Source organism: Kitasatospora sp. NPDC051164, from assembly GCF_044455625.1.
Classification (GTDB): Bacteria; Actinomycetota; Actinomycetes; order Streptomycetales; family Streptomycetaceae; genus Kitasatospora.
In genome coordinates this window covers 70,343-93,035 of sequence record NZ_JBITFB010000029.1, presented here as the reverse complement: position 1 = coordinate 93,035, position 22,693 = coordinate 70,343, and the positions used below count along the sequence as shown (strand labels likewise).

The 22,693-nt window shown below is 74.3% G+C and carries 16 protein-coding genes; 4 read left to right on the top strand and 12 right to left on the bottom strand.

From position 1 onward, the window contains the following. Nucleotides 1–11: 11 nt before the first annotated feature. From ACIBEC_RS35415 to ACIBEC_RS35385, 7 genes are all read right to left on the bottom strand, one after another. Nucleotides 12–1,127, bottom strand: coding sequence for a glycosyltransferase (locus ACIBEC_RS35415; RefSeq protein WP_360499635.1), 1,116 nt, complete (start codon nucleotides 1,125–1,127; stop codon nucleotides 12–14). Next, complete coding sequence (locus ACIBEC_RS35410) at nucleotides 1,124–2,014, bottom strand: polysaccharide deacetylase family protein (protein WP_360499633.1); 891 nt, start codon at nucleotides 2,012–2,014, stop codon at nucleotides 1,124–1,126. The genes ACIBEC_RS35415 and ACIBEC_RS35410 overlap by 4 nt, the downstream gene beginning before the upstream one ends. After that, entirely contained in the window at nucleotides 2,004–3,779 is a 1,776-nt protein-coding gene (locus ACIBEC_RS35405; protein ID WP_360499631.1) for a lipid II flippase MurJ, read from the bottom strand. Before ACIBEC_RS35405 ends, ACIBEC_RS35410 begins: the two co-directional genes overlap by 11 nt. Next, nucleotides 3,776–5,140 carry an O-antigen ligase family protein gene (locus ACIBEC_RS35400; RefSeq protein ID WP_360499629.1) on the bottom strand — a complete coding sequence of 455 codons (1,365 nt, stop codon included), beginning with the start codon at nucleotides 5,138–5,140 and terminating at the stop codon, nucleotides 3,776–3,778. The genes ACIBEC_RS35405 and ACIBEC_RS35400 overlap by 4 nt, the downstream gene beginning before the upstream one ends. A gap of 5 nt (nucleotides 5,141–5,145) precedes the next feature. Then, nucleotides 5,146–6,669 carry an exopolysaccharide biosynthesis polyprenyl glycosylphosphotransferase gene (locus tag ACIBEC_RS35395; RefSeq protein ID WP_360499627.1) on the bottom strand — a complete coding sequence of 508 codons (1,524 nt, stop codon included), beginning with the start codon at nucleotides 6,667–6,669 and terminating at the stop codon, nucleotides 5,146–5,148. A 394-nt stretch (nucleotides 6,670–7,063) separates the two neighbouring features. Further along, a complete protein-coding gene (locus tag ACIBEC_RS35390) occupies nucleotides 7,064–8,218 on the bottom strand; it encodes a glycosyltransferase (RefSeq protein WP_360499625.1) in 1,155 nt (384 codons plus the stop codon). A 210-nt stretch (nucleotides 8,219–8,428) separates the two neighbouring features. Beyond that, nucleotides 8,429–8,869 carry an SRPBCC family protein gene (locus ACIBEC_RS35385; protein ID WP_360499623.1) on the bottom strand — a complete coding sequence of 147 codons (441 nt, stop codon included), beginning with the start codon at nucleotides 8,867–8,869 and terminating at the stop codon, nucleotides 8,429–8,431. Nucleotides 8,870–8,960: 91 nt separating this feature from the next. Between ACIBEC_RS35385 and ACIBEC_RS35380 the strand changes: the two genes are divergently transcribed. Further along, nucleotides 8,961–9,860 carry a HipA family kinase gene (locus tag ACIBEC_RS35380; RefSeq protein WP_360499621.1) on the top strand — a complete coding sequence of 300 codons (900 nt, stop codon included), beginning with the start codon at nucleotides 8,961–8,963 and terminating at the stop codon, nucleotides 9,858–9,860. Between the two features lie 30 nt (nucleotides 9,861–9,890). Here ACIBEC_RS35380 and ACIBEC_RS35375 read toward each other — a convergent pair whose 3' ends face one another. From ACIBEC_RS35375 to ACIBEC_RS35355, 5 genes are all read right to left on the bottom strand, one after another. Next, nucleotides 9,891–10,238, bottom strand: coding sequence for a hypothetical protein (locus tag ACIBEC_RS35375; protein ID WP_360499619.1), 348 nt, complete (start codon nucleotides 10,236–10,238; stop codon nucleotides 9,891–9,893). 158 nt (nucleotides 10,239–10,396) lie between these two features. After that, nucleotides 10,397–11,887 carry a S8 family serine peptidase gene (locus ACIBEC_RS35370; protein ID WP_360499617.1) on the bottom strand — a complete coding sequence of 497 codons (1,491 nt, stop codon included), beginning with the start codon at nucleotides 11,885–11,887 and terminating at the stop codon, nucleotides 10,397–10,399. Between the two features lie 283 nt (nucleotides 11,888–12,170). Next, nucleotides 12,171–13,289, bottom strand: coding sequence for an amidohydrolase family protein (locus ACIBEC_RS35365; protein WP_360499615.1), 1,119 nt, complete (start codon nucleotides 13,287–13,289; stop codon nucleotides 12,171–12,173). Nucleotides 13,290–13,292: 3 nt separating this feature from the next. Beyond that, nucleotides 13,293–14,756, bottom strand: coding sequence for a glutamine synthetase family protein (locus ACIBEC_RS35360; protein WP_360499613.1), 1,464 nt, complete (start codon nucleotides 14,754–14,756; stop codon nucleotides 13,293–13,295). A gap of 76 nt (nucleotides 14,757–14,832) precedes the next feature. Then, the gene (locus tag ACIBEC_RS35355) at nucleotides 14,833–17,544 is read right to left on the bottom strand and encodes an MXAN_6230/SCO0854 family RING domain-containing protein (RefSeq protein WP_360499611.1); all 2,712 of its coding nucleotides are present in this window, start codon (nucleotides 17,542–17,544) and stop codon (nucleotides 14,833–14,835) included. Between the two features lie 541 nt (nucleotides 17,545–18,085). Between ACIBEC_RS35355 and ACIBEC_RS35350 the strand changes: the two genes are divergently transcribed. From ACIBEC_RS35350 to ccrA, 3 genes are all read left to right on the top strand, one after another. Continuing rightward, nucleotides 18,086–19,861, top strand: a complete 1,776-nt coding sequence (locus ACIBEC_RS35350) for a 3-hydroxybutyryl-CoA dehydrogenase (protein ID WP_360499609.1) — start codon at nucleotides 18,086–18,088, stop codon at nucleotides 19,859–19,861. A gap of 176 nt (nucleotides 19,862–20,037) precedes the next feature. Then, nucleotides 20,038–20,967 (top strand): TetR family transcriptional regulator, encoded by a 930-nt coding sequence (locus ACIBEC_RS35345; protein ID WP_360499607.1) that lies wholly within the window; start codon nucleotides 20,038–20,040, stop codon nucleotides 20,965–20,967. Nucleotides 20,968–21,346: 379 nt separating this feature from the next. Then, the gene (gene ccrA / locus ACIBEC_RS35340; protein ID WP_360499605.1) at nucleotides 21,347–22,684 is read left to right on the top strand and encodes a crotonyl-CoA carboxylase/reductase; all 1,338 of its coding nucleotides are present in this window, start codon (nucleotides 21,347–21,349) and stop codon (nucleotides 22,682–22,684) included. Nucleotides 22,685–22,693 lie beyond the last annotated feature (9 nt).

Here is a 22,693-nt window from a genome sequence, read left to right as displayed (position 1 = left end):
GTGGCGGGCGGTCAAGCGCGGGCCAGCCGGTCGTAGAGGGCGCCCAGGTCGGCGGCGACCCGGGCGATGTCGTAGTGGCCGACGGCCGGCGGGTGCGGCAGCGGGTCGGCGGTGTGCTCGCTCAGGTGCCGCAGGTCGCGCAGGGCACCGGCGTAGGCGGCGGGCTCGGACGGGATCCGGCGGGCCTGCGGGGCGGCGCTGGGCGGCAGTTCGTCGAGCGCCGGGCAGGCGCTGTGCCGCACCGGCAGCCCGGCCGCGAGGCCCTCCAGGACGCCGAGGCCGAAGGTCTCCGCGGTGGAGGGCGCGGCCAGCACGTCCAAGGCGGCCAGCAGCTCGGGCACGTCGTCGCGCTCGCCGGTGAGCACCAGCCGCTCCCGGACGCCGAGTGCGGCGGCCCGGCGCTCCAGCGCGGCGCGCTCCGGACCCTCGCCGACCAGCACCAGCCGGGTCGCCGGGTCGAGTTCGGCGAGTGCCTCGACCAGGACCTCGAAGCGCTTGCCGGGGACCAGCCGGCCCACTCCGCCGATCACCCAACTCCCCTCCGGCAGGCCGAGTTCGGCCCGCAGCCGACGTCGGGTGACGGCCCGGTCGACGGGTGGGAGGCGGTAGCGGCCGGTGTCGATGCCGTTGGGGATCAGCTCGATCCGGGCCGGCGGCACGCCCCAGGAGCGCAGCGTCTGGGCGACCTGCCGGGAGACCGCGACGGTGGTGCAGCCGAGCCGCTCGGCCGCCAGGTAGAGGCCCTTGACGCCCCGGGTGACCGGGCGGCCCTCGATCACCCCGGCGTGCAGCGAGTGTTCGGTGGAGACCACCGCGCGCACCCCGGCCAGCCGCGCGGCCAGCCGGCCGTACAGCTGTGCCCGGTAGAGGTGGGTGTGCACCAGGTCGTAGCGGCCGGCCCGGACCAGCCGGACCAGCCGGGGCAGCGCGCCGAGGTCCCGGTTGCCGCGCATGCCGAGGTGGTGGACGGTCACGCCGTCGGCGCGCAGGGCGGCGGCGACCGCGCCCGGGTTGGTCAGGGCGAGCACCTCGCACTGCTGGTGCGCGGGCAAGTGCCGGAGCAGCAGGTGGAGTTGGCGCTCCGCTCCGCCGGAGGCGAGCCCGGTGACGATGTGCAGCACCCTCACGGCCGACGCTCCGTGACCGCCCGCTCGCCTCCGGGGCGCTCGGGGCGCGCCGTGCGCGCGCGGCGCAGCTCGGTGAGGGCGTCGCGCAGTCGGTGCCGGCCCTTCTTGGCGCGCAGCCGCCAGGCGCCGTCGCGGTCGCCGACGTAGCAGCGGGGCAGGGCGAATCGGCCGGTGAGCGGGGAGTGGGCGATGGCGCAGGCGTAGTCGTACCCGGCGTCACGGATGGCCAGGGTGGCGGGCAGGTCGACGGCGCCGTACGGGTAGCAGAAGCCGGTGACCGGGCCGCCGACGACCTCCTCCAGCAGGCGCCGGCTCTCCCGGGCCTGCACCGCGAGGGCCTCGGCCGGCAGACCGGGCAGCGCCTGGTGGCCGAGGCCGTGCGAGCCGATCTCCCAGCCGGCGGCCGCGAGTTCGGTGACCTCCGGGACGGTGAGCAGCTTCTTGCGCGGGCCCTCGGTGTCCCAGTTGTTGTCGCGGCCGAGCAGGTCGGCGACCACGTACGCGGTGGCGGTGAAGCCGTAGGCCTGGAGGATCGGTACGGCGTACCGGGCGAAGTCCGCGTAGCCGTCGTCGAAGGTGAGGCCGACCAGCTTGTCGTCCCGGCCGAGGGCGCGGGCCCGCATCAGCTCGCGGACCGAGACACCCCGCCGGCCGCGCCGGTGCAGCCAGGCGATCTGCTCGGCGAACCGCTCGGGGCTGACGGTGAGCCGGTAGGGGTCCTCCTTCTCGACCGCCACCGAGTGGTACATCAGGATCCACGGTGAGGCGGGGCCGGGAATCGGCGGTTCACCGACCGGGTGACGGCTCCTGGGCAGTCGCGCCCGGTGCGGCGAGGCGTTGCTGACGCCCGCCTGGGCCGAACGAACGGTGCCCCGTTCATTGTCCATGGGGACGCTTCCCTTCTTCGGCGACGGTGGCGACGGTGTGCGGGTTCAGGGCCCGGGCGGCGGCGAGGACCGGACCGCGCACCTCGTGGGCACCGAGACCGGTGCCCAGGGCGGCGAAGGCCAGCGCCACGGTGAGGCCCCCGAGGAGGGTCGAGAGCAGGGGGTCGGCGGCCAGTCCGGCGGCGGCGGTGCCGAGCACGGTGGCCCCGGCGGCGGCGGCCACCAGCCGGCCGTGGCCGCCGAGGACCCGGCGCAGCCGTAGCGGGATGCCGCGCAGCACCAGGCCGCGCAGCAGCAGCGCGGCGGTGGTGGTGATGCCGGCCGCGTTGCCGGCGGCGAGTCCCAGGGCGCCGAAGGTGGGCGTGGCGAGCAGGCCGGTGGCGACGGTGACGCCGAGGCCGAGCACCATCGCGGCGGCCGGGAACCAGTCCAGCAGCCGGCGGCGGCCGTCCTCGGTGCCGGGGTCGTCGGCCCGGCGGACCACCGGGCGCAGCGAGAAGTACGGCCGGATCATCACGCCGATCAGCGCCTGGGCGGGCAGGCCGAAGCTGTACACCCGGATGACGTCGGCGGTGGCGGCGGTGTCGCGGGGGCCGAAGGCGCCGCGCTCGAACAGCAGCGCGACGACGGAGGGGGCGCAGGCCATCAGGAAGGCGGTGCCGAGCAGCACGACGGCCGCCGCCTGGCCGAGGTCCTTCTCCACCCGGTCGCGGGCGCCGGCGAGGTCTCCGGCGGCGAGCGCCCGGGCGACCAGCGGGAAGGTGACGGTGCAGATCAGGATGCCCGCCGTCATCGCGAGTTGGGAGACCTTGGCGGCGTAGTTGAGGTGCGAGATGGTGCCGGGCGGCAGCGCCGAGCCGAGGTAGCGCTCGACGAAGACCTGCGACTGGCGGGTCAGGGTGAAGGCGCCCACCGGCAGCAGCGCGATCGGCATCAGCACCAGCGCCTTGCGCGAACGGCGGGCGCGGCCGGCGCCGCTGCCGCCGCCTGTACCGGTGCCGGTGCTGCTGCTGCCGGGGTGGCCCTGGCGCAGCCCGCGCAGGAACGGGCCGACCAGCAGGCCGGCCATCAGCAGGCTGCCGGCCGCGACGCCGAGGGCGGCGGAGCGCACCCCGAGGGAGGCGTGGAAGCCGAGCAGGACGGCCAGGATGCCGAGGTTGTAGACGACGTAGATGCCGGCCGGGGCGGTGAAGCGGTGGTGCGCGCGCAGCGCGGCGGCCAGGTAGCCGGCCACGCCGAAGGGCAGCACGGTGATCGCGGTGATCCGGGTGCAGGTGACGGCCAGGCCGGGGTCGGGCAGGCCGGGGGCGAGCAGCTCGACCAGCTGCGGGGCACCGAGGGCGGCGGCCAGGGCGAGGCAGCTGAGCGCGAGCAGCAGCCAGGGCAGGGTGGCGCGGGCCAGTTGGCGGACCGGGTCGGGGGCGTCCGGGTCCTCCTCGCGCAGCACCAGGGCGAGCGCGAAGGCGGGCACCATGAGGAAGGACATGGCGTCCTCGATCAGCAGCGGCGCGGCCGTCTCGGGGACGGTCCAGGCGACCAGGAAGGCGTCGGTGCCCTGGTTGGCGCCGAAGTAGCGGGCCAGCAGGAGGTCGCGCAGCAGGCCGAGGCCGGAGCCGGCGGCGCTGAGCACGGCGGTGATGCCGAAGGCCTTGGCGAGGAAGCCGCGCCGGGGCACCGGGTCGGGTGCGGGGGCAGGCTGCTCGGCGGGCGCGCTGCGCGGGGCCGGCAGGGCGGAGGCCAGGGCGGCCGGCCGGTCGGTGGTCACAGGTCCGCCTCCCCGGCGGCGGCGCGGGCGGCGAGGCCGAGGACGACGGAGGTCAGCACGGTGGTGGTGCCGCCGATGTCCGCGTACAGGTAGTCGACCAGCACCCAGGTCAGCAGGGCGAGCGCCGCGAAGCCGAAGCCCCGGGAGCGGCGCAGGCAGCCGAGCAGGAGGGCGAGGAAGAGCGCCGCGTAGGCGGTGATGCCGATCAGGCCCTGCTCGCTGAGGACCAGGAAGTACATGTTGTGCGGGGAGAGCAGCGGCTCGCGCTGGAAGCCGATGGTGGGGTCGGCGGCGTCGCTGCCGGAGGACAGCCGCAGCGGGGCGTGGCTGTCGCGCAGCTGCTGGAAGGCCTTGGGCCCGGCGCCGTGGACGGGGTGGTCCTGCCAGATCCGCCCGGCGGTGGCCCACAGGTCGTAGCGGTCGGAGACGGACTGGTCGGGGGCGGCGGAGACGGAGCCGATCGAGCTGATCCGCTTGGTGACGCCGGAACCGCCGAGGCCGAGGCCGCCGACCAGGACGACCGCGGCGGCCAGACCGAGGACGGCGCTGCGGACGGCCAGCCGGGCGTCGGCGCGCAGCAGCAGCACGGTGGCGGCGACGCCGGTGGCGATCCAGCTGCCGCGGCTGAACGAGACGGCGAGCGGGAAGGTGAGGAAGGCGGCGGCGGCGAACATCGACCGCCGCAGCCGGGCGTCGCCCCGAGGCCCCTGTGTGGCGCCTTCCCTACTCGCCTCCGGTCGCTCGAGCGCGACCTTCGGCTCGCGGGCCCCGAGCGCCAGGGCCAGGGCGGCGAGCAGGCCGAAGCTGACCACCGTGGACATCGCCATGACGTCCAGCGCGCCGAAGGTGCCGACGGCCCGGATCGGCTCACCGGTGTAGGAGGCACCGGTGTGGGTGAGGTACTGCTTCGCGCCGACCATGCCCTGGATCAGCCCGGCGAGCACGAAGGAGCCGAGGACCAGGCGCTGGTCGGTGCGGTCGCACAGCGAGCAGAGCACCGCGGCGGGCACCAGCACGAAGACCTGGACCAGCCGGACAAAACCGGTGACGCTGGTGGCCGGGTCGATCGAGCCGACGGTGGCGACGGCGGCGGCGACCACGATCCCGCCGAACAGCGCGCAGGTGGTCCGGCCGACGGCGGGCAGCCGCCCGCGCAGCAGGTTCAGCGCGGTGAGGGCGACCAGCGCCAGCGAGGCGAGGTCGGCGGCGGTGACGTGGACGGCGGCGGTGACGTCCTTCTCGCCGGTCGGCACGCAGACCAGCAGGACGGTGGCCGCGGCGAGCAGGCTGGGCCGGTCCGCGAGCGCGGGCAGCGCCCTCCGTAAGGCGGGGCGCGGGACGGCGGGAAGGGTCAGGGCCACGCGGGTCAGCTCCCGTCCGGGTGGAGCATCAGGGCCGCGGTGCGGCACAGGATCTTGACGTCCTGCCAGAGGCTCCAGCACTCGATGTAGCGGTTGTCGAACCGGGCCCGGTCCTCGATGGAGGTGTCTCCACGCAGGCCGTTGACCTGGGCCAGGCCGGTGAGGCCGACCGGGACGCGGTGGCGGTCGGCGTACTCGGGGTAGGCCTGGCCGAACCGCATGACGAAGTACGGGCGTTCGGGGCGCGGGCCGACCAGGCTCATGTCGCCGCGCAGGACGTTCCACAGCTGCGGCAGCTCGTCCAGCGAGCTCTTGCGCAGCAGTCGGCCGACGGCGCCCATCCGGTGGTCCTGCGAGATGTTCCAGCGGGTCGCCGACTCGTGCTCGTTGCTCGGGCGCAGGGTGCGGAACTTGAGGACGGTGAAGACCCGGCCGTCCAGCCCGGTGCGCTGCTGGCGGAAGAGCACGCCGGGGCCGGTGTCGAAGCGGACGGCGAGGGCGCAGAGTGCCAGGACGGGGGCGAGCAGCAGCAGGCCGAACGCGGCGGCGGTGATGTCCAGGGCGCGCTTGCCGGCCCAGCCGGGGCGGCGCATCGCCGGGCGGCCGACCCGCAGGCAGGGGAAGCCCCACAGGTGGTCACTGCCGGCGATCGGGGCGGTGGGCAGCGAGCCGAACTCGCGCAGCGCGGGCACCAGCCAGACCTGGCAGCCGAGCCGGGTGGCCTCCCGCAGAGCGGCGGCGGTCTCGGCCTCGTCACCGGCGCCGACGGTGGCGATCACGTGCTGGATCCGGTGCCGGCGCACCTCGCGCTCCAGCACTTCGCGGCCGCCGAGGACGGGCAGGTCGGTGTCGCCGGCGAGCAGCGGCGGGTCGGCGTCCAGGAAGCCGACCGGGCGCATCCCGTACTCGCCGTGCTCGCCGAGGGCGGCGGCGATCCGGCGGCCGAGCCCGCCGGCGCCGAGCACCAGGGCGGGGCTGGGGCGGCTGCGGCGGATCCGCCGGACCAGGCGGTAGAGGACGGCGCGGCCGACGGTCGCGACCAGCAGTTGGGCGCCGAGCAGGACGGTGAGGCGGGCCGGGTCGGCCGGGCCGTAGTCGGGCCAGTGGCCGCTCAGGCAGCCGGACAGGGTGACGGCGAAGGCGGCGGCGACGACCGCCCGGGCGGCCAGGACGGGCAGTTCGTCCAGGACGGACAGGGTGAGCCGGGCCCGGTAGAGGCCGCCGGCCAGGTTGAGCAGGAGCAGCAGGGGCAGGACCGCGGGGACGCCGAGCAGGGGGTCGAGCGGGGCGGACGGGTCGACGGCCCGGTTGGCGATGCCGGTGGCGGAGAACAGCGCGATGGTGTCGGCCTGGACCAGGGCGAGCGGCAGGGCTAGCCGGTTGCGGACCGCCCCACGGTGCCGGCGCTGCGCCGGGACCGTCCGACTGTGTGCCGATCGCGCCGGGCGGTCGAGGAGCCCGGTGCCCGGCCGGCGTGGGCCGGCCAGGGGCAGGCCCGATCGCGGCACACTGTCGTGGTCAATGGTCATCAGCGCACGATCTCCCCTGCTGTGTGCCCGGGGTGACGGTGCCCCGACACCGGTTGGCCCGGGCCGGCCATCCCGGCCCGGTGGGCGCGGTCCTGACAGCACCTGCTGCCGCTGGCGGCTTTCGGATCTCCCGCGGCGGGGCCGATCGCAGTGGGGCCGGTCGAACTGGACTCGGCCGCGAGGGGCTCAGCCGTGAATTCCCGGTATGAAATCTGAACGAAGCAGGCAAAATCCGACAATACCGAACCAGGGTCTACGGACTGTAAGTTGACTTGCCGTTTCATTTCAGCCGCCCATTAATAGGTGTTTCAGATTTGACGCCTCGTCCCATATCCGGTTGAGGGTGCGAATACGACAGCGCCGGAACGGCGGGCATTCACGGCATGTGAAACGATCAGATCCGCTCTGGGACACGGGCCCGGCGCCGCCGCGCCGACGGTCCGGCGCCCAGCAGATGGCGGTAGAGGACGTCCACCTGTTCGACCACGGTGCGCACGTCGTGCCGCACCACCACGTGGTCGCGCAGCCGCGCGCCGCGTCGCTCGCATTCGATCGGATCGGACAGCGCCTCCGCCATTCGGGTGGCGAGGGCCGACGCGTCCTCCGGCGGGACCACCGCGTGCTCCCGCTCCGCCGGCGGCAGGCACTCCCGCGCCCCCGGCACATCGGTCAGCAGCACCGGACGGGCCACCGCCATCGCCTCCAGCGGGGCCAGCGCCATCCCCTCCCAGCGCGAGGGCAGCACCACCAGGTCGGCCGCCGCCAGCCACGGACGCGGGTCCGCCACGTCCCCGACCAGCCGGACCCGGGCCGGCTCGACGCTCTCCCGGACCAGCTCCGCCACCCGGTGCTCCTCCGGCCCGCCGCCGACCAGCGCCAGACGGGCCTGCGGCACCCGGCGCAACACCTCCGGCCAGGCCGCCAGCAGCACGTCCTGGCCCTTCTGCCGGCACAGCCGCCCGACACAGACCGCGAGCGGGGCGTCCAGGTCCAGGCCGAGCGCGATCCGGGCGGCCCGGCGGTCGGCGGGCGCGTAGTGCCGGACGTCCACCCCGTTGGGCACCACCGCCCAGTCGGCGTGCACCCCGGCCGCCACGCCGTCGGCCCGCTCCTGGACGCTGACGCAGAGCAGCCGGTGCGCCCACCGGGTGGCGAAGCGCTCCCAGTGCAGGGTCGCGGCGGCCAGCGCGCCGTCCACGGCGGCGAAGGACCAGGCGTGCGGCTGGAAGACGGTCGGGACGGCGCCGCGCACCGCCAGCCGACCGGCCAGCCCGGCCTTGGCGCTGTGCAGGTGGACCACGTCGGGCGCGGCCGCCCGGACGATCCGGCGCAGCCGCCAGGCCTCGGCGGCGGTACCCGGGCCCGGCGAGCGCCCGGCGGACCAGTCCTGGACCAGCGCGCCCACCGCGGCGGCCTCCTCGGCCAGCCGTCCGCCGCGCGGACAGGCGACCAGCACCCGGTGGCCGGCCTCGCGCTGCCCCCGGACCAGGTCGGCGACGACGCGGGCGACCCCGCCGTCCACCGGTTGCGAAATGTGAAGGATCGTCATATGCACGGCGGCGAGCCTAGGATGGCTCGCCCGTGCCGGGCGGCCCTCGTCACCCGGAGGTGGCGGTTCGGCCACCCGTACGGCTTTCGGCTCGCACGGGTGGCCGAGCCGCTCGAATTCCCGCACGATTCAAGCGCGTTGAAGGATCAACCCGCTCGAATCGCGCCGGTCACCATGCCGGGTCGCGTCGCCGGCGGACCTCGGTGGAGCTCAGCGGACCTCGGCGGCCAGGTTGGCCAGCACCTGGTCGTGGATGCGGTTCAGGCCCTTCGGGGCGAAGGTGCGCTCGAAGAATCCGCCGATGCCGGTCGCGCCCTGCCAGGTGGCGGTCACGGTGACCTTGGAGCGGCTCTCGCCGGCGGCGGAGACGGTCCAGGTGATCACCATGCTGGAGTTGGCGTCCTTCTCCACCAGCTGGTCCGGCGTCGGCGCCGAGACGGTGAAGAGGCAGTCGCGCACACGCTTCTCGGTGGCCTGCAGCCTCCAGTGCACCTGGGTGCCGGCGCCGGTGCCGCCGACCCGGACCTCGTACTCGCTGTACTGCGCGGGCAGCAGCTTCGGGCGGGTCACCTGGTAGTCGGCCAGCGCCTCGTACACCCGCTCGGGGGCGGCATCGTAGTCCCGCTCGGTGGTGGCCTGCACCTGTCCCATGACCTTGCTCTCCTCGTGTGGGGGGTAGCGCTCTCACCGGCAAGCCAATCACAGGGTCACGCCCGTGACGCCTCGGGATAGGGTGACCGGTGTGCTCGATCTGGTGACTGCAGTGCGCTACGTCGACCCGCTGCGGGCCGGCGGCTCCGTTCCCGGCGTGGTGGAGACCGACGACCTGGGAACGTACGTGGTCAAGTTCACCGGGGCCGCGCAGGGCCGCAAGGCGCTGATCGCCGAGGTGATCGTCGGCGAGCTGGCCCGGCGGCTGGGCCTGCGGGTGCCGGAGCTGCGGCTGGTGGACTTCGACCCGGCCGTCGCCGCCGCCGAGCCGGACACCGAGATCCAGGACATGCTCAAGGCCAGCGCGGGCCTCAACCTCGGGATGGACCTGCTGCCCGGGGCGCGGGACTTCCGGCCGGGGATGATCACGGTGGACTCCGTCGAGGCCGGCCGGGTGGTCTGGCTGGACGCGCTCACCGGCAACGTCGACCGCACCGTGCACAACCCCAACCTGGTGGTCTGGCACGGGCGGCTCTGGCTGATCGACAACGGCGCCGCGCTGATCTTCCACCACCGCTGGGCGGGCGCCGAGGCCTCGGTCGGCAAGCGCTACGACCTCAGCGCGCACGCGCTCGGCGGCTCGGCCCCGGACGTCCGGCTGGCCGACGAGGAGCTCGGCCCGCTGGTCACCGTGCCGCTGCTGGAGGAGGTGCTGGCGCTGGTCCCGGACGAGTGGCTGGCCGACGAGCCCGGCTTCGACTCGGCGGACGCCGTCCGGCACGCGTACGTCACCCATCTGGCCGCCCGGGTGGTGCTCGCCGGGGAGTGGCTGCCGGAGGGCTTCGCCACGCCCGAGCAGCTGCGCGAGGCCGAACGGCGGCGGGCGGCCCGGACCCGGGCCGGGCGCCCGGCCTGGCTGCAGGAGGTGCCGGACCTGCACGGCAAGCCGTCGGTGGAGACGGTCTGGGAGCACCACGTCGACGAGGGCTGACCGGGAGTCGGCCGAGTGTCGGCCGCAGGGTCAGCCGAGCGCGGGGCGGATCCAGCCGAAGTACTCGACGGCGGTGCCGAGCAGCAGGCCGAAGCTGACCGCGGGGAACGCGACGTCCCTGGGCAGCCCCTGCAGCCGGACGATCAGGAACGCCACGCCCAGGCCGATCAGCGGGCCGGCGGTGAGCAGCAGGGCGAGGAGCAGCACCGCGGGCGCCGAAGCGCCGGCGGCCAGGCCCATCACCGCGACCACCAGGCCGCCGGTCGCGAGGGTGGCGAGCATCGGGGCGGCGAGCAGCAGTTGACCCACGCCCAGGGCCAGCGCGAGCCGGTTCCGCTTGCCGGGAAGGGCCTGCCGGCCGGTGAGGCTCTGCGCCATGCCGCTCAACTCCTGTGGTGGCTCCGGTGGGTACGGCTCCATCCTGGGCGGCGGGCGCGGCAACGGCCTGAGTACGGGTACTCAAACGCGACCGGGAAGCGGGGCCCACGTGGCCCCGCTCCCCGGCTCAGCGATCAGGTGTGGTCGCGGTCAGCGCCTCAGCGCCACCACTGGACCGCCTTCTCGGCGTTGATGATGCCCGCGCCGTAGAAGCCGTTGTCGTCCGCGCCGCCCTCGCAGGTGGCCTTCCACTGGCCGGCGCCGCCCGGGTTGACCTCGCCGGTCGGGCACGGGTGGGACTCGGCCTGGCTGGTCAGCATCTCGGTCAGCTCGTCCGGGCTGGCCCACGGGAAGGTGCTGGCGAGCAGGGCGAGCACACCGGTGGTGTGCGGGGAGGCCATCGAGGTGCCCTGCATGTAGCCGTACTTGCCACCGGGGAGGGTGGACAGGATGCGGCCGTCCTTGTCCGGGGTGTTCGGCAGCTGGTAGCGCTTGTCGCCACCCGGCGCGGCGACGGTCACGACGCCCTTGCCGTAGCTGGAGTAGTAGGCCTTGTCACCGTTGACGCCCACGGAGGAGACGGCGATGACGCCCGGCAGCTCGGTCGGCAGCGACAGGCAGTCGTTGGTGACCGGGCGGGTGCCGGGGGTGGTGTCGTCCGGGCTCGAGACGTCGGTGGTCTTGTGGGCCAGGTCGATGTTCTCGTTGCCCGCCGCGGCGACGTTGAGGACGCCCTTGCGCTGCGAGAACGCGACGGCCTTGCGGACGGCGGCGGTGATGGCCGCCTGGTCCTTGTCGTTGGGGCAGTTGAACATCCACGGGTCGACGTAGTAGCTGTTGTTCGTCACCTTGAACTGGTGCTCACCGGCCCACACGAAGCCGCAGATCGCGTACTCGGGGTAGATGAAGCCGCCGTCATCGACGACCTTCACAGCGGCGAGCTTGACGTTCGGAGCGATGCCGACGATGCCCTTGCCGTTCTTGGCGGCGGCGATGGTGCCGGCCACGTGGGTGCCGTGGTCACCGTCGGGGCCCGGCTGCCAGGCCTTCCAGTCGGTGTTCGGCTTGCCGCCGTCGATGCAGGAGACCGACTGGGACGCGTCCACGTTGGCGGCCAGGTCCTCGTGCGTGGCGTCGATGCCGGAGTCCAGCACGCCGACGGTGACGTTGCGGCTGCCGAGCGAGATCTTGTGCGCCTTGTCGACGCCGATCTGACGCATGTCCCACTGGTTGGCCTCGTACGGCTCCTGGCCGGCGGCGGCGGTGCCGGTAGGCTCGGCGGCGACCTCGGCCTTGCCCTGGTCGGCGGCGGTGATGCCCTTGGTGCGGCTGGCACCGACGGAGTCGACGCCCTTGGCCAGGCGCAGCTTCTCGGCGAACTTGGTGTCGGTCGAGCGGGCGATCACGACGCCGATCTGCTCGTACGAGTAGACAACGGAGCCGCCGAGGCTCTTGACGGCCTGCTCGACCTTCTGCACCTGACCGTGGTTGGCCTTGGTGTTGACGACGTAGCTGAGCAGCGGACCGGTCGTCGAGTCGGCCGAGGGAGCCGCGACGGCGGTGCCGGCCGGGAGCGCGAGGGCGCCGGCGGTGGCGAGCACGAGGCCCACTGCCGCGTACCGGGTCCGGCTGATCCGAGGAACTCTCATTGGGGTTGGCCCTCCCGAGTCGTCATGCGGCAGCTGCGGTTGGCAGGTGCACTGGCAATGACCGGGACGTTAATGAATATTCGCTGATAAGCGCAAGAGACAGTCATCTAATCGTCACATCTCGATCAACAACGGGGGCCGGAAGTCCGCAGGTCAACAAGGGCAACAGGTTCAAGATTGTTAAAAAGTGATGGTTCGCCGACGTGCGACCCCACGCTTCGGAAGGCTCGCGGCCGACCGGATCGCGCCGCCGCGGCACAGCTGCGGAGCAGCTAGGATGCCGTTACAACCCGTACAGCCGACGGGCGTTGTCGGCGGCGATCAGGCGCGCCAGCCGTCGCGCGTCGGCCGCGGAACACGCACCGTCGGCCTGCCAGCGATCCAGCAACCCACCCAGTCCGTGCCGGAACTGGCAGGTGCCCACCAGGAAAAGTTCGGGCAACCCGTAGGCGTCGGTGGAGAACAGCAATTTGCCGAATGGCGCCAGTTCCAGCATCTCGCCCAGCACGGCCGCCACCCGCGGGCCGGTGTAGGAGGCGGTCAGCCCGAGGTCGGTGAAGACCGTCGGGAAGGCCTGGGCCAGCCAGGCGGCCTGGCGGTGGTACGGGTAGCAGTGCAGCAGCACCAGCGGGACGCCGCTGGGCTCGGCGGCGCGCACGAAGTCCGTCAGCAGGGACGGGTCGGCCCGGTGCAGGGTGAGGTCCGGATCGCCGAAGCCGGTGTGGAGTTGGAGCGGCAGGCCGAGTTCGGCGCAGACGTCCACGGCCGTCCAGAGCAGGTGGTGCAGCAGGACCGGGTCGGTCAGCCGGTCCTGCCCGCCGCGCAGCCGGGCGCCGGCCGCGGCCACCACGGCCGGCCCGGCAGGGCGTTCGGCCGGGGCGGCCAGGCCGTGCCGGTAGGCGAGCACCGACTTCACGGCGACGGCCCCGTCGGCCGCGGCCGCCAACGCCTCGGCGACCGCCCTCGGCCACTCCTCGGCACCGGCCGTGACGGACTCGGCGACCGACTCCAGCCGGATCACCTCACGCACCGACGCCCCGGCGGCCTCGGCCAGTTCGCCCAGCGGCAGCAGCGGCAGGCCCGCGGCGGCGGTCAGCCCGGTGTCCACCAGGCAGGTGTCCAGCCCGGCCGCGCCGAGCAGCCGTCCGGTCGCCTCGGCGGCGCCCAACTCGCGCCGCCGGGCCAGGTAGTCGGCGGCCGGGGCGTGCGCCGGCAGGCCGAGCGCGGGCGGGCACCAGCGCCGCACGGCGAGGCCGAGCGCGCTGTCGAAGGGCGAGCAGCCGGGCGCGGGCGGGCGGTCGGACTCGGTGAGCAGCCCGGCCAGGGCGTCGTCGGCGAGGTCGGCCACCACCACGCTGTGGCAGTGGTGGTCGACCAGCGTGGGCGGCTCCGGCCGGGCCACCGGTCAGTACCGCCAGCGGGCGGCCGCGGCCACCTCCTCGGGCGTGGCGGCGGCGTACTGCTCGCTCTCCGCGCGGCGCACCGCCAGCACCGCCTGGTACAGCGGCTCGCCGAGCGCCTCGCGCAGCACCGCCGAGCGCTCGTACGCGGCCAGCGCCTCCGTCGGGCTCTCCGGCAGCCGGGGCACCGTGCCGGGCTCGGCGGCCGCCGGGTCTCCGGTGAACTCCGGCGGGAGCGCCCGGCGTTGGTCCAGCCCGGCGAGGCCGGTCGCGATCACCGCGCCGACCGCGAGGTACGGGTTGGCGCTCGCGTCGAAGCACTTGACCTCGGCGTTGGCGGCGGCGGCCCGCTCCCCGGTGGAGCCGGTCACCAGGCGCAGCGCGGCTTCGCGGTTCTCCAGGCCCCAGCACTGGTAGGCGCCCGCCCAGTGCGAGGGCACCAGCCGCAGGTACCCGGCCGGGCTGGAGCAGCCCAGCACCAGCAGTTCGGGCAGCGCGTCGAGCACCCCGGCGAGGAAGCCCTCGGCCTCGGCGGTCAGTCCGTGCGGCCCGGGGCCGCCGTGGCCGAGGTTGCGCTCCTCCCGCCAGAGGCTGAGGTGCAGGTGGCCGCCGTTGCCGACCGCGCCCGCCTCGACCACCGGCGCAAAGGAGACCCGCAGGCCGTGCCTGGCGGAGACGGCGCGGATGGTGTGCCGGACCAGGACGGAGGTGTCCGCGGCGCCGACCGGGCCCTCGGGGGCGACCGAGACCTCGAACTGGCCCGGGGAGTACTCGGGGTGGATCTGCAGCACGTTCAGCCCCTGCTCGCCGAGGGCCCGCAGGACGTCCCGCAGGTAGTCGGAGAGGTCGGTGAGCCGGTGCATCCCGTACGCGGGGCCGTGCGTCGGGTACCGCGGCTCCTCCTGTGGGGAGCCGGCGAGGGCGACCACCCACTCGACCTCGATGCCGGCCTTGATGCCCAGCCCGCGCGCGGCCGCCGCGGCCTCCGCCCGGCGGGCGAACAGTCGCTGGCAGCCGGGGTGCGGGGCGCCGGCCTGGGTGTACCTGTCCCCCGGGGCCCAGGCCCAGCCGGGCTGGGCGGCCAGCGGGACGACCCGCTCCAGGTCGGGGTAGAGCCTGAGGTCCCCGGTGGGGCCGCCGATGATCGGGCTGGTGGTGATCGCGTCGTCGGCGAGGAACACGTCGAAGCACGGCGCGGTGCCGACGCCCCACTGCGCGGCGTGCGTCAGGGCACCGAGCGGCACCGCCTTGACCCGGGTGATGCCCGCGTTGTCCACCCAGGTGACGGCCACCGCCTCGACGGCGGCGGTGCGCAGCCGGTCGGTGGCCGCCTCGGCGCGCTCGGCCCGCTCGGCGCGCGGGGGCAGCGCGACGGCGGCCGCCCCGGCGGAGCCGAGCGGCCCGGCGGCACCGGACGGCTGGGCGGGACCGGGCGCGGTGGGGCCGGCGGTGGCGGTTCCGATGGTCATGTCCCCATGCTGCCCCGCCGGTCGGGCTTCCGTAACTCCCCTATCGGGTGGTCCAAACGGAAGGCCGTCCATCCGTTCACCCGTTCGGGGCGAACCGGGCCACCAGCTCCCCCGCGGTGATCCGCTCCAGGGCGTCCGGGGCGGCGTCCGTCCGGCCCGGGTAGAGCCGGTAGAACGTCCCGTGCGCCCCGGCCGGGGCCTGCACGTCGGCGTGCACCAGCGCCACGAACGCCTTGGAGTCGGTCAGGCGTTCGGCGATCAGCCGGGCGGTGTCGTCCGGCCGCTCCTCGGTGCGCCGGTCGCTCACGTGGCGTCCGCGCAGCCGCTCGGCGAAGTCGGCGACCGGCTCGTCCGCGCCCCGGCGGTAGACGTCCAGCCCGCAGCCCGTCCGGTCGCGGACCAGCACCTCGTCGCTGCCGGCCGCGGCGGCCGCGCAGGCGAGGTCCCAGAGGGTGGCCCGGGCGCCGGGCGCGAAGTGCGCCAGCACGTCCTCGGCCAGCGAGCCGATCCTGTCGTGGTGCCGGCCGAGGTTGTGGAAGCCGCTGCCGGAGCCGGGGTTGAGGTCGGTCCAGGTGTACTCGCGGGTCTGGAGGTCGACGATCATCGGCACGCAGATCTTGGCGTCCCCGGCGAGGTCCAGCCGCTGGCGGACGCTCTGCGGGTGGAAGCTTCCCTTCCGCTGCCGGGCCGCCTCGGACGGGGTCAGGGTCATGAAGCCGGCGAAGGCGTCGGTGAGGTCCTCGAACGGGACGTCGTTGTAGCTGAACACCACCACCACGGCGTACCGGGCACGGGCCTTGCCCAGCCTCTGCACGTCGAGGTCGACGAACTCGGTGGCGCCGTGCGGCGGCGGGGCGGTGGTGTAGTCCCCGGAGTGGACGGCGGCTCGCCCACCGAGGACCAGGCGGGTGTAGTCGCACAGCCCGACGAACTGCCACTCCTCGTCGTAGAAGGCGACCGACAGGTCGAGGTCGACCCGCTGGTGCGGGCGCTGCATCCAGTGCACGAACAGCCGCAGGTGCTCCCCGTTCGGGAGCCGCTGCACGCTGCCGCGCGGCACGGCGACCAGGGTCTTGGCGCTCGCGCGCTCGGCAAAGGGCACCACCAGGTCGGCCAGGCCGTCGTCCAGCACGGCCACCTCGTAGCGCCCCGCCTCCCGCACCGACCGCTCGGCCCGGCGCAGCAGTTCGGCCTCGATCAGGGCGCAGACCGGCGCGCTGAGCCCGGCCGGGACGCGCGTGCCCCAGTCGGAGCGGGCCTTCGCCGAGGCGACCCGGCCGCGCGGGAAGTACAGCCGTCGCTCGCCGAGCGCGCGCGGGGCTCGCAGCCGCCCGTACGCGCCGAGCAGCGGGCCGGGCGCGACCGCGCGCAGCGCTCCCGGCAGCGCCTCGGCGAGCTCGGCGGGCAGCGGCCGGCCGGGGAACCAGGTCTCGTGCACCCGCAGCAGGTGGTGCAGCCGGCGCACCAGCTCGCCCGGGCGGCGGGTCAGCAGCCGGACGGCGGCGGGCAGGTCGCCCTGCTCGAGGGCGTGCTCGACCCCGGCGGCGAAGGTCTCGACGGTCAGCCGGGTGTGCCCGCCCGGCGTCTCGCGCACCCGCAGCGGGGCGGGCGCCTCGCGCAGTTGCGGGCCGAGGCCGTGCAGGTCGAGGTCGCTCTGCCGGAGCACGGCGAAGGCGGCCGCCGCGTACGGGAAGCGGGCGCGGTGCTCGTACGGGTGGAGCAGTTCGCCGACCCGCAGCCAGGGCTCACGGTGGCGGCGCAGGTCCTCGGCGAGGGTGCCGACCGGGAACGCGTCCAGGACGGCGAGCAGTTCGCGCCGCAGCGGGCGGGGCAGGCCCCGCAGCCGCAGGGTGCGGGCGGTCCCCGGCAGCAGGTCCGGTTCGGCGCCGGACCACGCCCAGATCAGCCGCAGCACGTCGGTGGCGGTGGTGAGGTGGCCGGCGAGCAGCGGGCGGGCGCGCTCCGGGTCGCGGCGCAGCAGTGCGGCCAGCACGGTGGCGCGGCTCTCCCGGACGGGGATCTCGGCGGGCAGCCAGGCGGCCGGGTCGGCCGGGGTGTGGTCGAGGAGCAGCGTGAGGTCCTCGCGGTCCTGCGGGCTCAGCGGGGTCTGCCGGGCGAGCAGGGCGGCCAGCGCGGTGCCGGCGAGTTCGGTGAGCGTGACGGCCTCGGCGAGGCGCAGCGGCTTGAGGAGGTTGCCGGGCGGGAGGCCGTCGGCGACGGCGCGGGCGCCCTTGGTGTCGGGCCTCAGGTGGCGCGGCCGCTCCAGCGGGGCGTCGCAGATCGGGCAGCTGCGGCCGTGGCCCTCCTCGACCAGTTCCTCGTAGCACTCACCGCACAGCAGGTGGGCGCACGGGGCGAGGGCGCCGACGCCGGCCTCGACGCTGCCGCGCGCGCACAGCAGGCAGATCTGGCTCGCCTGGCAGAGCAGGAAGCCCCGGATCATCGCGGAGTAGGAGGCGTGCGCGTGCGAGGGCACGCTGTCGGGGAAGCGGCGGAACAGCGGGTCGTGGCGGCGGTCGGCGCCGAGCATGGCGTCGATCTCCCGCAGCAGCCGGTTTCCGGTCGCGGCCAGGTCCGCCGGGCGCAGTCGGCCGAGGGCGGTGCGCAGGTCGCGGGTCAGTACGTACCCGCTCTGCGCCAGGTCGGCCTCGAGGGCGACCAGGCCCTTGGCCGTCCACGGCTGCGGTTCCTCGGGCGGGGCCCCGGCTTCGACCGGGAACATCCCGTGGCGGCGCAGCAGGTAGGTGGCCAGGGCCGTCCCGGCCGCGGCGGTGTTCTGCTTCTTCACTGCTCTTCCCCCGGTGGATACGACAAAGCGGGGGCGGAGAGTGGGCGCACTCGGTTCATTGGAAGATGAGGAGAAGGAAGCACGCCGCGGAGCCGCCCCCGCGTCGATCACCCTAGCGAAGGCCGGGCCCGCGCCCGAACGGGTTTCCGCGCACGCCCCCTTCCTACCGGTGAGTAGCTTCGCTACAGTGGCCGCACGCACCATCGCCGGGCTTCGGGAGCCGCACCGGCGGGAGCCTGCGATCGCCGTGTCTGCGGCGCTCGCGCGGTGCGTTTTCACCGGCCGGCGCCGCGAACCGCGGCGGGCCGGGTTTCTCCTCGCATCAGAGCCGCTTCCTTCACCTTCGAGCGCCTGAGTACCACGGCACACCCGCAGTTCGGCCGGAGCGGACCGGCCGCTGCCCTGGTGGGCCGAACCCCGTCATCTCCCCAAGCCCCCGCGCGTGAACCCTCCTCCGGCGGCGGCCGCCCCCGGTGTCCGGGCGCGGCGGCGTGCCCGCCGGAGCACGCGCGGGCCCTTCATGACTAGGAGTTCAGGACAGATGGAGCGTCCCTTCCCCACTGTTGCCGTCGTCGGCCTCGGCACGATGGGTGCCGGCGTCGCGGTGGCGGTCGCCAAGAGCGGCCGCCGGGTGATCGGCATCGAGGCCACCGAGGACTCGGCCGCCCGGGCGTTGGCCCGGATCGAGGAGGCGACCGCGCACGCGGTCGACCGGGAGCGGCTCACCGCCGAGGAGCGCGCCGGGCTGCTGGCCCGGATCTCGGTCGGACACGAGCTGGCGGCCGCCACCGGAGCGGACCTGGTGATCGAGGAGGTGCCCGAGCAGCTGGAGCTGAAGCGGGAGATCTTCGCCGAGCTGGACCGGATCTGCCCGCCGGCCACCGTGCTGGCCACCGGCACCACCGCGCTCTCGGTGACCCGGATCGCCGCCGCGACCGCCCGTCCGGAGCGAGTGCTGGGCCTGCACTTCTTCAACCCGGTGCACACCATGAAGCTGGTCGAGGTGGTCCGCACCGTGTTGACCTCCCCGCAGACCGCCGAGGACGCCGCCGCCTTCGCCCGGGACCTCGGCAAGGAGCCGGTGGCAGCCGGCGACCGGGCCGGCTTCGTGGTGAACGGCCTGCTGTTCGCGTACCTGAACCAGGCCGCCTCGATGTACGAGTCCAAGTACGCCTCACGGGAGGACATCGATGCCGCGATGCGGCTCGGCTGCGGACTGCCGATGGGCCCGCTGGCGCTGCTCGACCTGATCGGCGTCGACACCGCGCGCACCGTCCTGGAGGCGATGTACGAGCAGTCCCGGGACCGCCTGCACGCCCCCGCCCCGATCCTCGGCCAGCTGGTCGCGGCCGGGCTGCTCGGTCGCAAGACCGGCCGCGGCTTCTACACCTACGAGGCGCCGGGCTCCTCGAAGGCCGTGGACGCGGCCACCGGGCCGGCGCTGCCGAAGGTGCCGGGCCGCGAGGTCCGCACCGTCGGTGTCTGCGGCTCGGGCACCATGGCCACCGGCATCGCCGAGGTGTTCGCCAAGGCCGGACACCCGGTGCTGCTGGCCGCCCGCAGCCAGGAGAAGGCCGACCGGGCCAAGGCACAGCTGGCCAAGTCCCTGGAGCGCTCGGTCGCCAAGGGCCGGATGTCCGCCGAGCAGCGGGACGCCGCGCTGGCGCTGGTCACCCCGGTCGGCCGGTACGCCGAGCTGGCCGACGTCGACCTGGTGGTCGAGGCGGTGGCCGAGGACCTGGAGGTCAAGCGGGAGCTGTTCGCCACCCTGGACAAGATCGTCAAGCCGGGTGCGGTGCTCGCCACCACCACCTCCTCGCTGCCGGTGATCAGCTGCGCGACCGCCACCTCGCGGCCGCAGGACGTGATCGGCATGCACTTCTTCAACCCGGCGCCGGCCATGAAGCTGGTCGAGGTGGTCTCCACCGTGCTGACCGCGCCGGACGTCACCGCGACCGTGCTGGAGCTGACCGCCAAGGTCCGCAAGCACCCGGTGGAGTGCGGCGACCGGGCCGGCTTCATCGTCAACGCGCTGCTCTTCCCCTACCTGAACGACGCGGTGCGGATGCTGCAGGAGCACTACGCGACGGTGGACGACATCGACACCGCGATGAAGCTCGGCTGCGGCTACCCGATGGGCCCGTTCGAGCTGCTGGACGTGGTCGGCCTGGACGTCTCGCTGACCATCGAGCAGGTGCTGCACCAGGAGTTCCGCGAGCCCGGCCTGGCCGCCGCGCCGCTGCTGGAGCACCTGGTCGCGGCGGGCTGCCTGGGCCGCAAGACCGGCCGCGGCTTCCGCGACCACGCGCGCCGGTGACCACGCCGCAGCCGGGGGGCGGCGACCCGTACGGGGCGGCGCCCGCCGCGCGGCCCGGCTGGAGCCCGGGGACGGTGTCCGCGCGCTGGCCACGGCCGGCCGTGGCCGGCCCGGTCGCCCCGGTGCGCCGGGGAAGGCCCGCGGCCGCGCCCGCGGGGCCGTGTAGCGTTCCGGACATGGATCGGGTTCAGTCAGCCTCCCCGCAGCACCCCGCCGGTTCGCACGGCGCCGACCGCGCCGACCGGACGGCCCCCTCGACCGGGGGCACCGGGCCGGAGGCCGGGCCGGGCAGCCGCCGGGCGGCGGCGCAGCGTCAGCAGATGCGTCAGGACCTGGCCACGGCCGCGATGGAGCTGTTCGCCTCGCAGGGTTACGAGGAGACCACGGTCGACCAGATCGCGGCCGCCGCCGGGGTGGCCCGGCGCACCTTCTTCCGGTACTTCCGGTCGAAGGAGGAGGCGATCTTCCCGGACCACGACGACACCCTCGTGCGGGTGGCCGACCTGCTCGCCAGCGCCGAGCCGGAGGAGCACCCGCTGGACGTGGTCTGCCGCGGCATCAAGGAGGTGCTGCGGATGTACGCCTCCACCCCGGGGGTGTCGGTCGCGCGGTACCAGCTGATCCGTCAGGTCCCGGCACTGCGCGAGCGGGAGATCGCCGTGGTGGCCCGCTACGAGCGGCTGTTCACCCGGTACCTGCTGGGCCGGTTCGACACCAGCGAGTCCATCCCGTCCGGCTGGCAGCGCGGCGGCGAGGACGACTCGATGCTGGCCGAGGTGTCGGCGGCGGCGGTCGTCGCGGCGCACAACCACGTGCTGCGGCGCTGGCTGCGGGCCGGCGGCCGGGGAGACGTGGAGGCGCAGCTGGACCACTCCTTCGAGGTGATCCGGCGGACCTTCTGGGCGGCCAGTGCCCCGGGGGCCAGACGCCGGGGATCCCTGGTGGCACCCGGTGCCAGTGGGGCACCCGGTGACATCGTGGCGGAGAGCGTACTGAGTGCCAGCCCCGGGGGTGAGGTGCTCATCACAGTCGCCCGGACGGATGCCCCGCTGGATGTCGTGGTGGACAGCATCCGGGCCGCACTGAGCGGCGCCCGGGAGTCGTAAGCCCGGCATTCTCGCAGGTCAGAGCAGCATCGAAGGCCCGCGTCGATTCGTCGGCGCGGGCCTTTCGGCTACTCGCGCAACGCGCGTCACGCGCCGTTTCGGCCCGTTCCGAGCCTCGGGAATTCCTGGCACCCGGTGTCTTTACGAGTGGCACAGGGTGCCACTACCTTGTTACTCACCAGTCGCGGCGCCGCGGCTCCCCACCTCGGCGCGCCGTCGTCCGGTGTTCCCACACCCCGGGAGCAGTGCCAGCCCGGCCCGGTCCACACCGGGCGCCCAGCCTGACCCGCCCACCACCCAACTCAGCGAAGCCGGTGTCCGCTCCCGGTTCCCCCAGACGCCCTGTGACCCTCACACAGGTACGCCTTCGGAGGCAGCCATGCAGGAAATCCTCGACGCGATCCTCAGCACCGACAGCACGTCGGCGGACTTCGCAGCGATCAAGCTCCCCGAGTCCTACCGAGCGGTGACGCTCCACAAGGACGAGGAGCAGATGTTCGCGGGCCTCGACAGCCGCGACAAGGACCCTCGCAAGTCCCTTCACCTCGACGAGGTCGCCCTGCCCGAGCTGGGCCCGGGCGAGGCCCTGGTCGCCGTCATGGCCAGCTCGGTGAACTACAACACCGTCTGGAGCTCGATCTTCGAGCCGGTCTCCACCTTCGGCTTCCTGGAGCGCTACGGCCGGCTGTCCCCGCTCACCAAGCGCCACGACCTGCCGTACCACGTCCTCGGTTCCGACCTCGCGGGCGTCGTGCTGCGCACCGGCGCCGGGGTCAACGCCTGGAAGCCCGGCGACGAGGTCGTCGCGCACTGCCTCTCGGTCGAACTGGAGTCCCCGGACGGCCACAACGACACGATGATGGACCCGGAGCAGCGCATCTGGGGCTTCGAGACCAACTTCGGCGGCCTGGCCCAGGTCGCGCTGGTGAAGACCAACCAGCTGCTGCCCAAGCCGAAGCACCTCACCTGGGAGGAGGCCGCCTCCCCCGGCCTGGTCAACTCCACCGCCTACCGCCAGCTTGTCTCGCGCAACGGTGCCGGCATGAAGCAGGGCGACAACGTGCTGATCTGGGGCGCCAGCGGCGGCCTCGGCTCGTACGCCACCCAGTACGCACTGGCCGGCGGCGCCACCCCGATCTGCGTGGTCTCCAGCGAGGCCAAGGCGGACATCTGCCGCGCCATGGGCGCCGAGGCGATCATCGACCGCTCCGCCGAGGGCTACCGGTTCTGGAAGGACGAGAACAACCAGGACCCGCGCGAGTGGAAGCGCCTGGGCTCCAAGATCCGCGAGTTCACCGGCGGCGAGGACGTCGACATCGTCTTCGAGCACCCGGGCCGCGAGACCTTCGGCGCCTCGGTGTACGTCACCCGCAAGGGCGGCACCATCGTCACCTGCGCCTCCACCTCCGGCTACATGCACCAGTACGACAACCGCTACCTGTGGATGTCGCTCAAGCGCATCGTCGGCTCGCACTTCGCGAACTACCGCGAGGCCTTCGAGGCCAACCGCCTGGTCGCCAAGGGCAAGATCCACCCGACCCTGTCCAAGGTCTACTCCCTGGAGGAGACCGGCCAGGCCGCCCTCGACGTGCACCACAACAAGCACCAGGGCAAGGTCGGCGTGCTCTGCCTGGCCCCCGAGGAGGGCCTCGGCGTGCGCGACCGGGAGCTCCGCGAGAAGCACCTGCCCGCCATCAACCGCTTCCGGAACGTGTGAGACCGATCC

Excerpts from the sequence above, each read along its gene's own strand:
- ACIBEC_RS35410 (WP_360499633.1), bottom strand. The coding sequence starts at position 2,014 with ATGGACAATGAACGGGGCACCGTTCGTTCGGCCCAGGCGGGCGTCAGC.
- ACIBEC_RS35385 (WP_360499623.1), bottom strand. The coding sequence starts at position 8,869 with ATGGGACAGGTGCAGGCCACCACCGAGCGGGACTACGATGCCGCCCCC.
- ACIBEC_RS35360 (WP_360499613.1), bottom strand. The coding sequence starts at position 14,756 with ATGACCATCGGAACCGCCACCGCCGGCCCCACCGCGCCCGGTCCCGCC.
- ACIBEC_RS35350 (WP_360499609.1), top strand. The coding sequence starts at position 18,086 with ATGGAGCGTCCCTTCCCCACTGTTGCCGTCGTCGGCCTCGGCACGATG.
- ccrA (WP_360499605.1), top strand. The coding sequence starts at position 21,347 with ATGCAGGAAATCCTCGACGCGATCCTCAGCACCGACAGCACGTCGGCG.
- ACIBEC_RS35345 (WP_360499607.1), top strand. The coding sequence starts at position 20,038 with ATGGATCGGGTTCAGTCAGCCTCCCCGCAGCACCCCGCCGGTTCGCAC.
- ACIBEC_RS35370 (WP_360499617.1), bottom strand. The coding sequence starts at position 11,887 with ATGAGAGTTCCTCGGATCAGCCGGACCCGGTACGCGGCAGTGGGCCTC.
- ACIBEC_RS35395 (WP_360499627.1), bottom strand. The coding sequence starts at position 6,669 with ATGACCATTGACCACGACAGTGTGCCGCGATCGGGCCTGCCCCTGGCC.
- ACIBEC_RS35390 (WP_360499625.1), bottom strand. The coding sequence starts at position 8,218 with ATGACGATCCTTCACATTTCGCAACCGGTGGACGGCGGGGTCGCCCGC.
- ACIBEC_RS35375 (WP_360499619.1), bottom strand. The coding sequence starts at position 10,238 with ATGGCGCAGAGCCTCACCGGCCGGCAGGCCCTTCCCGGCAAGCGGAAC.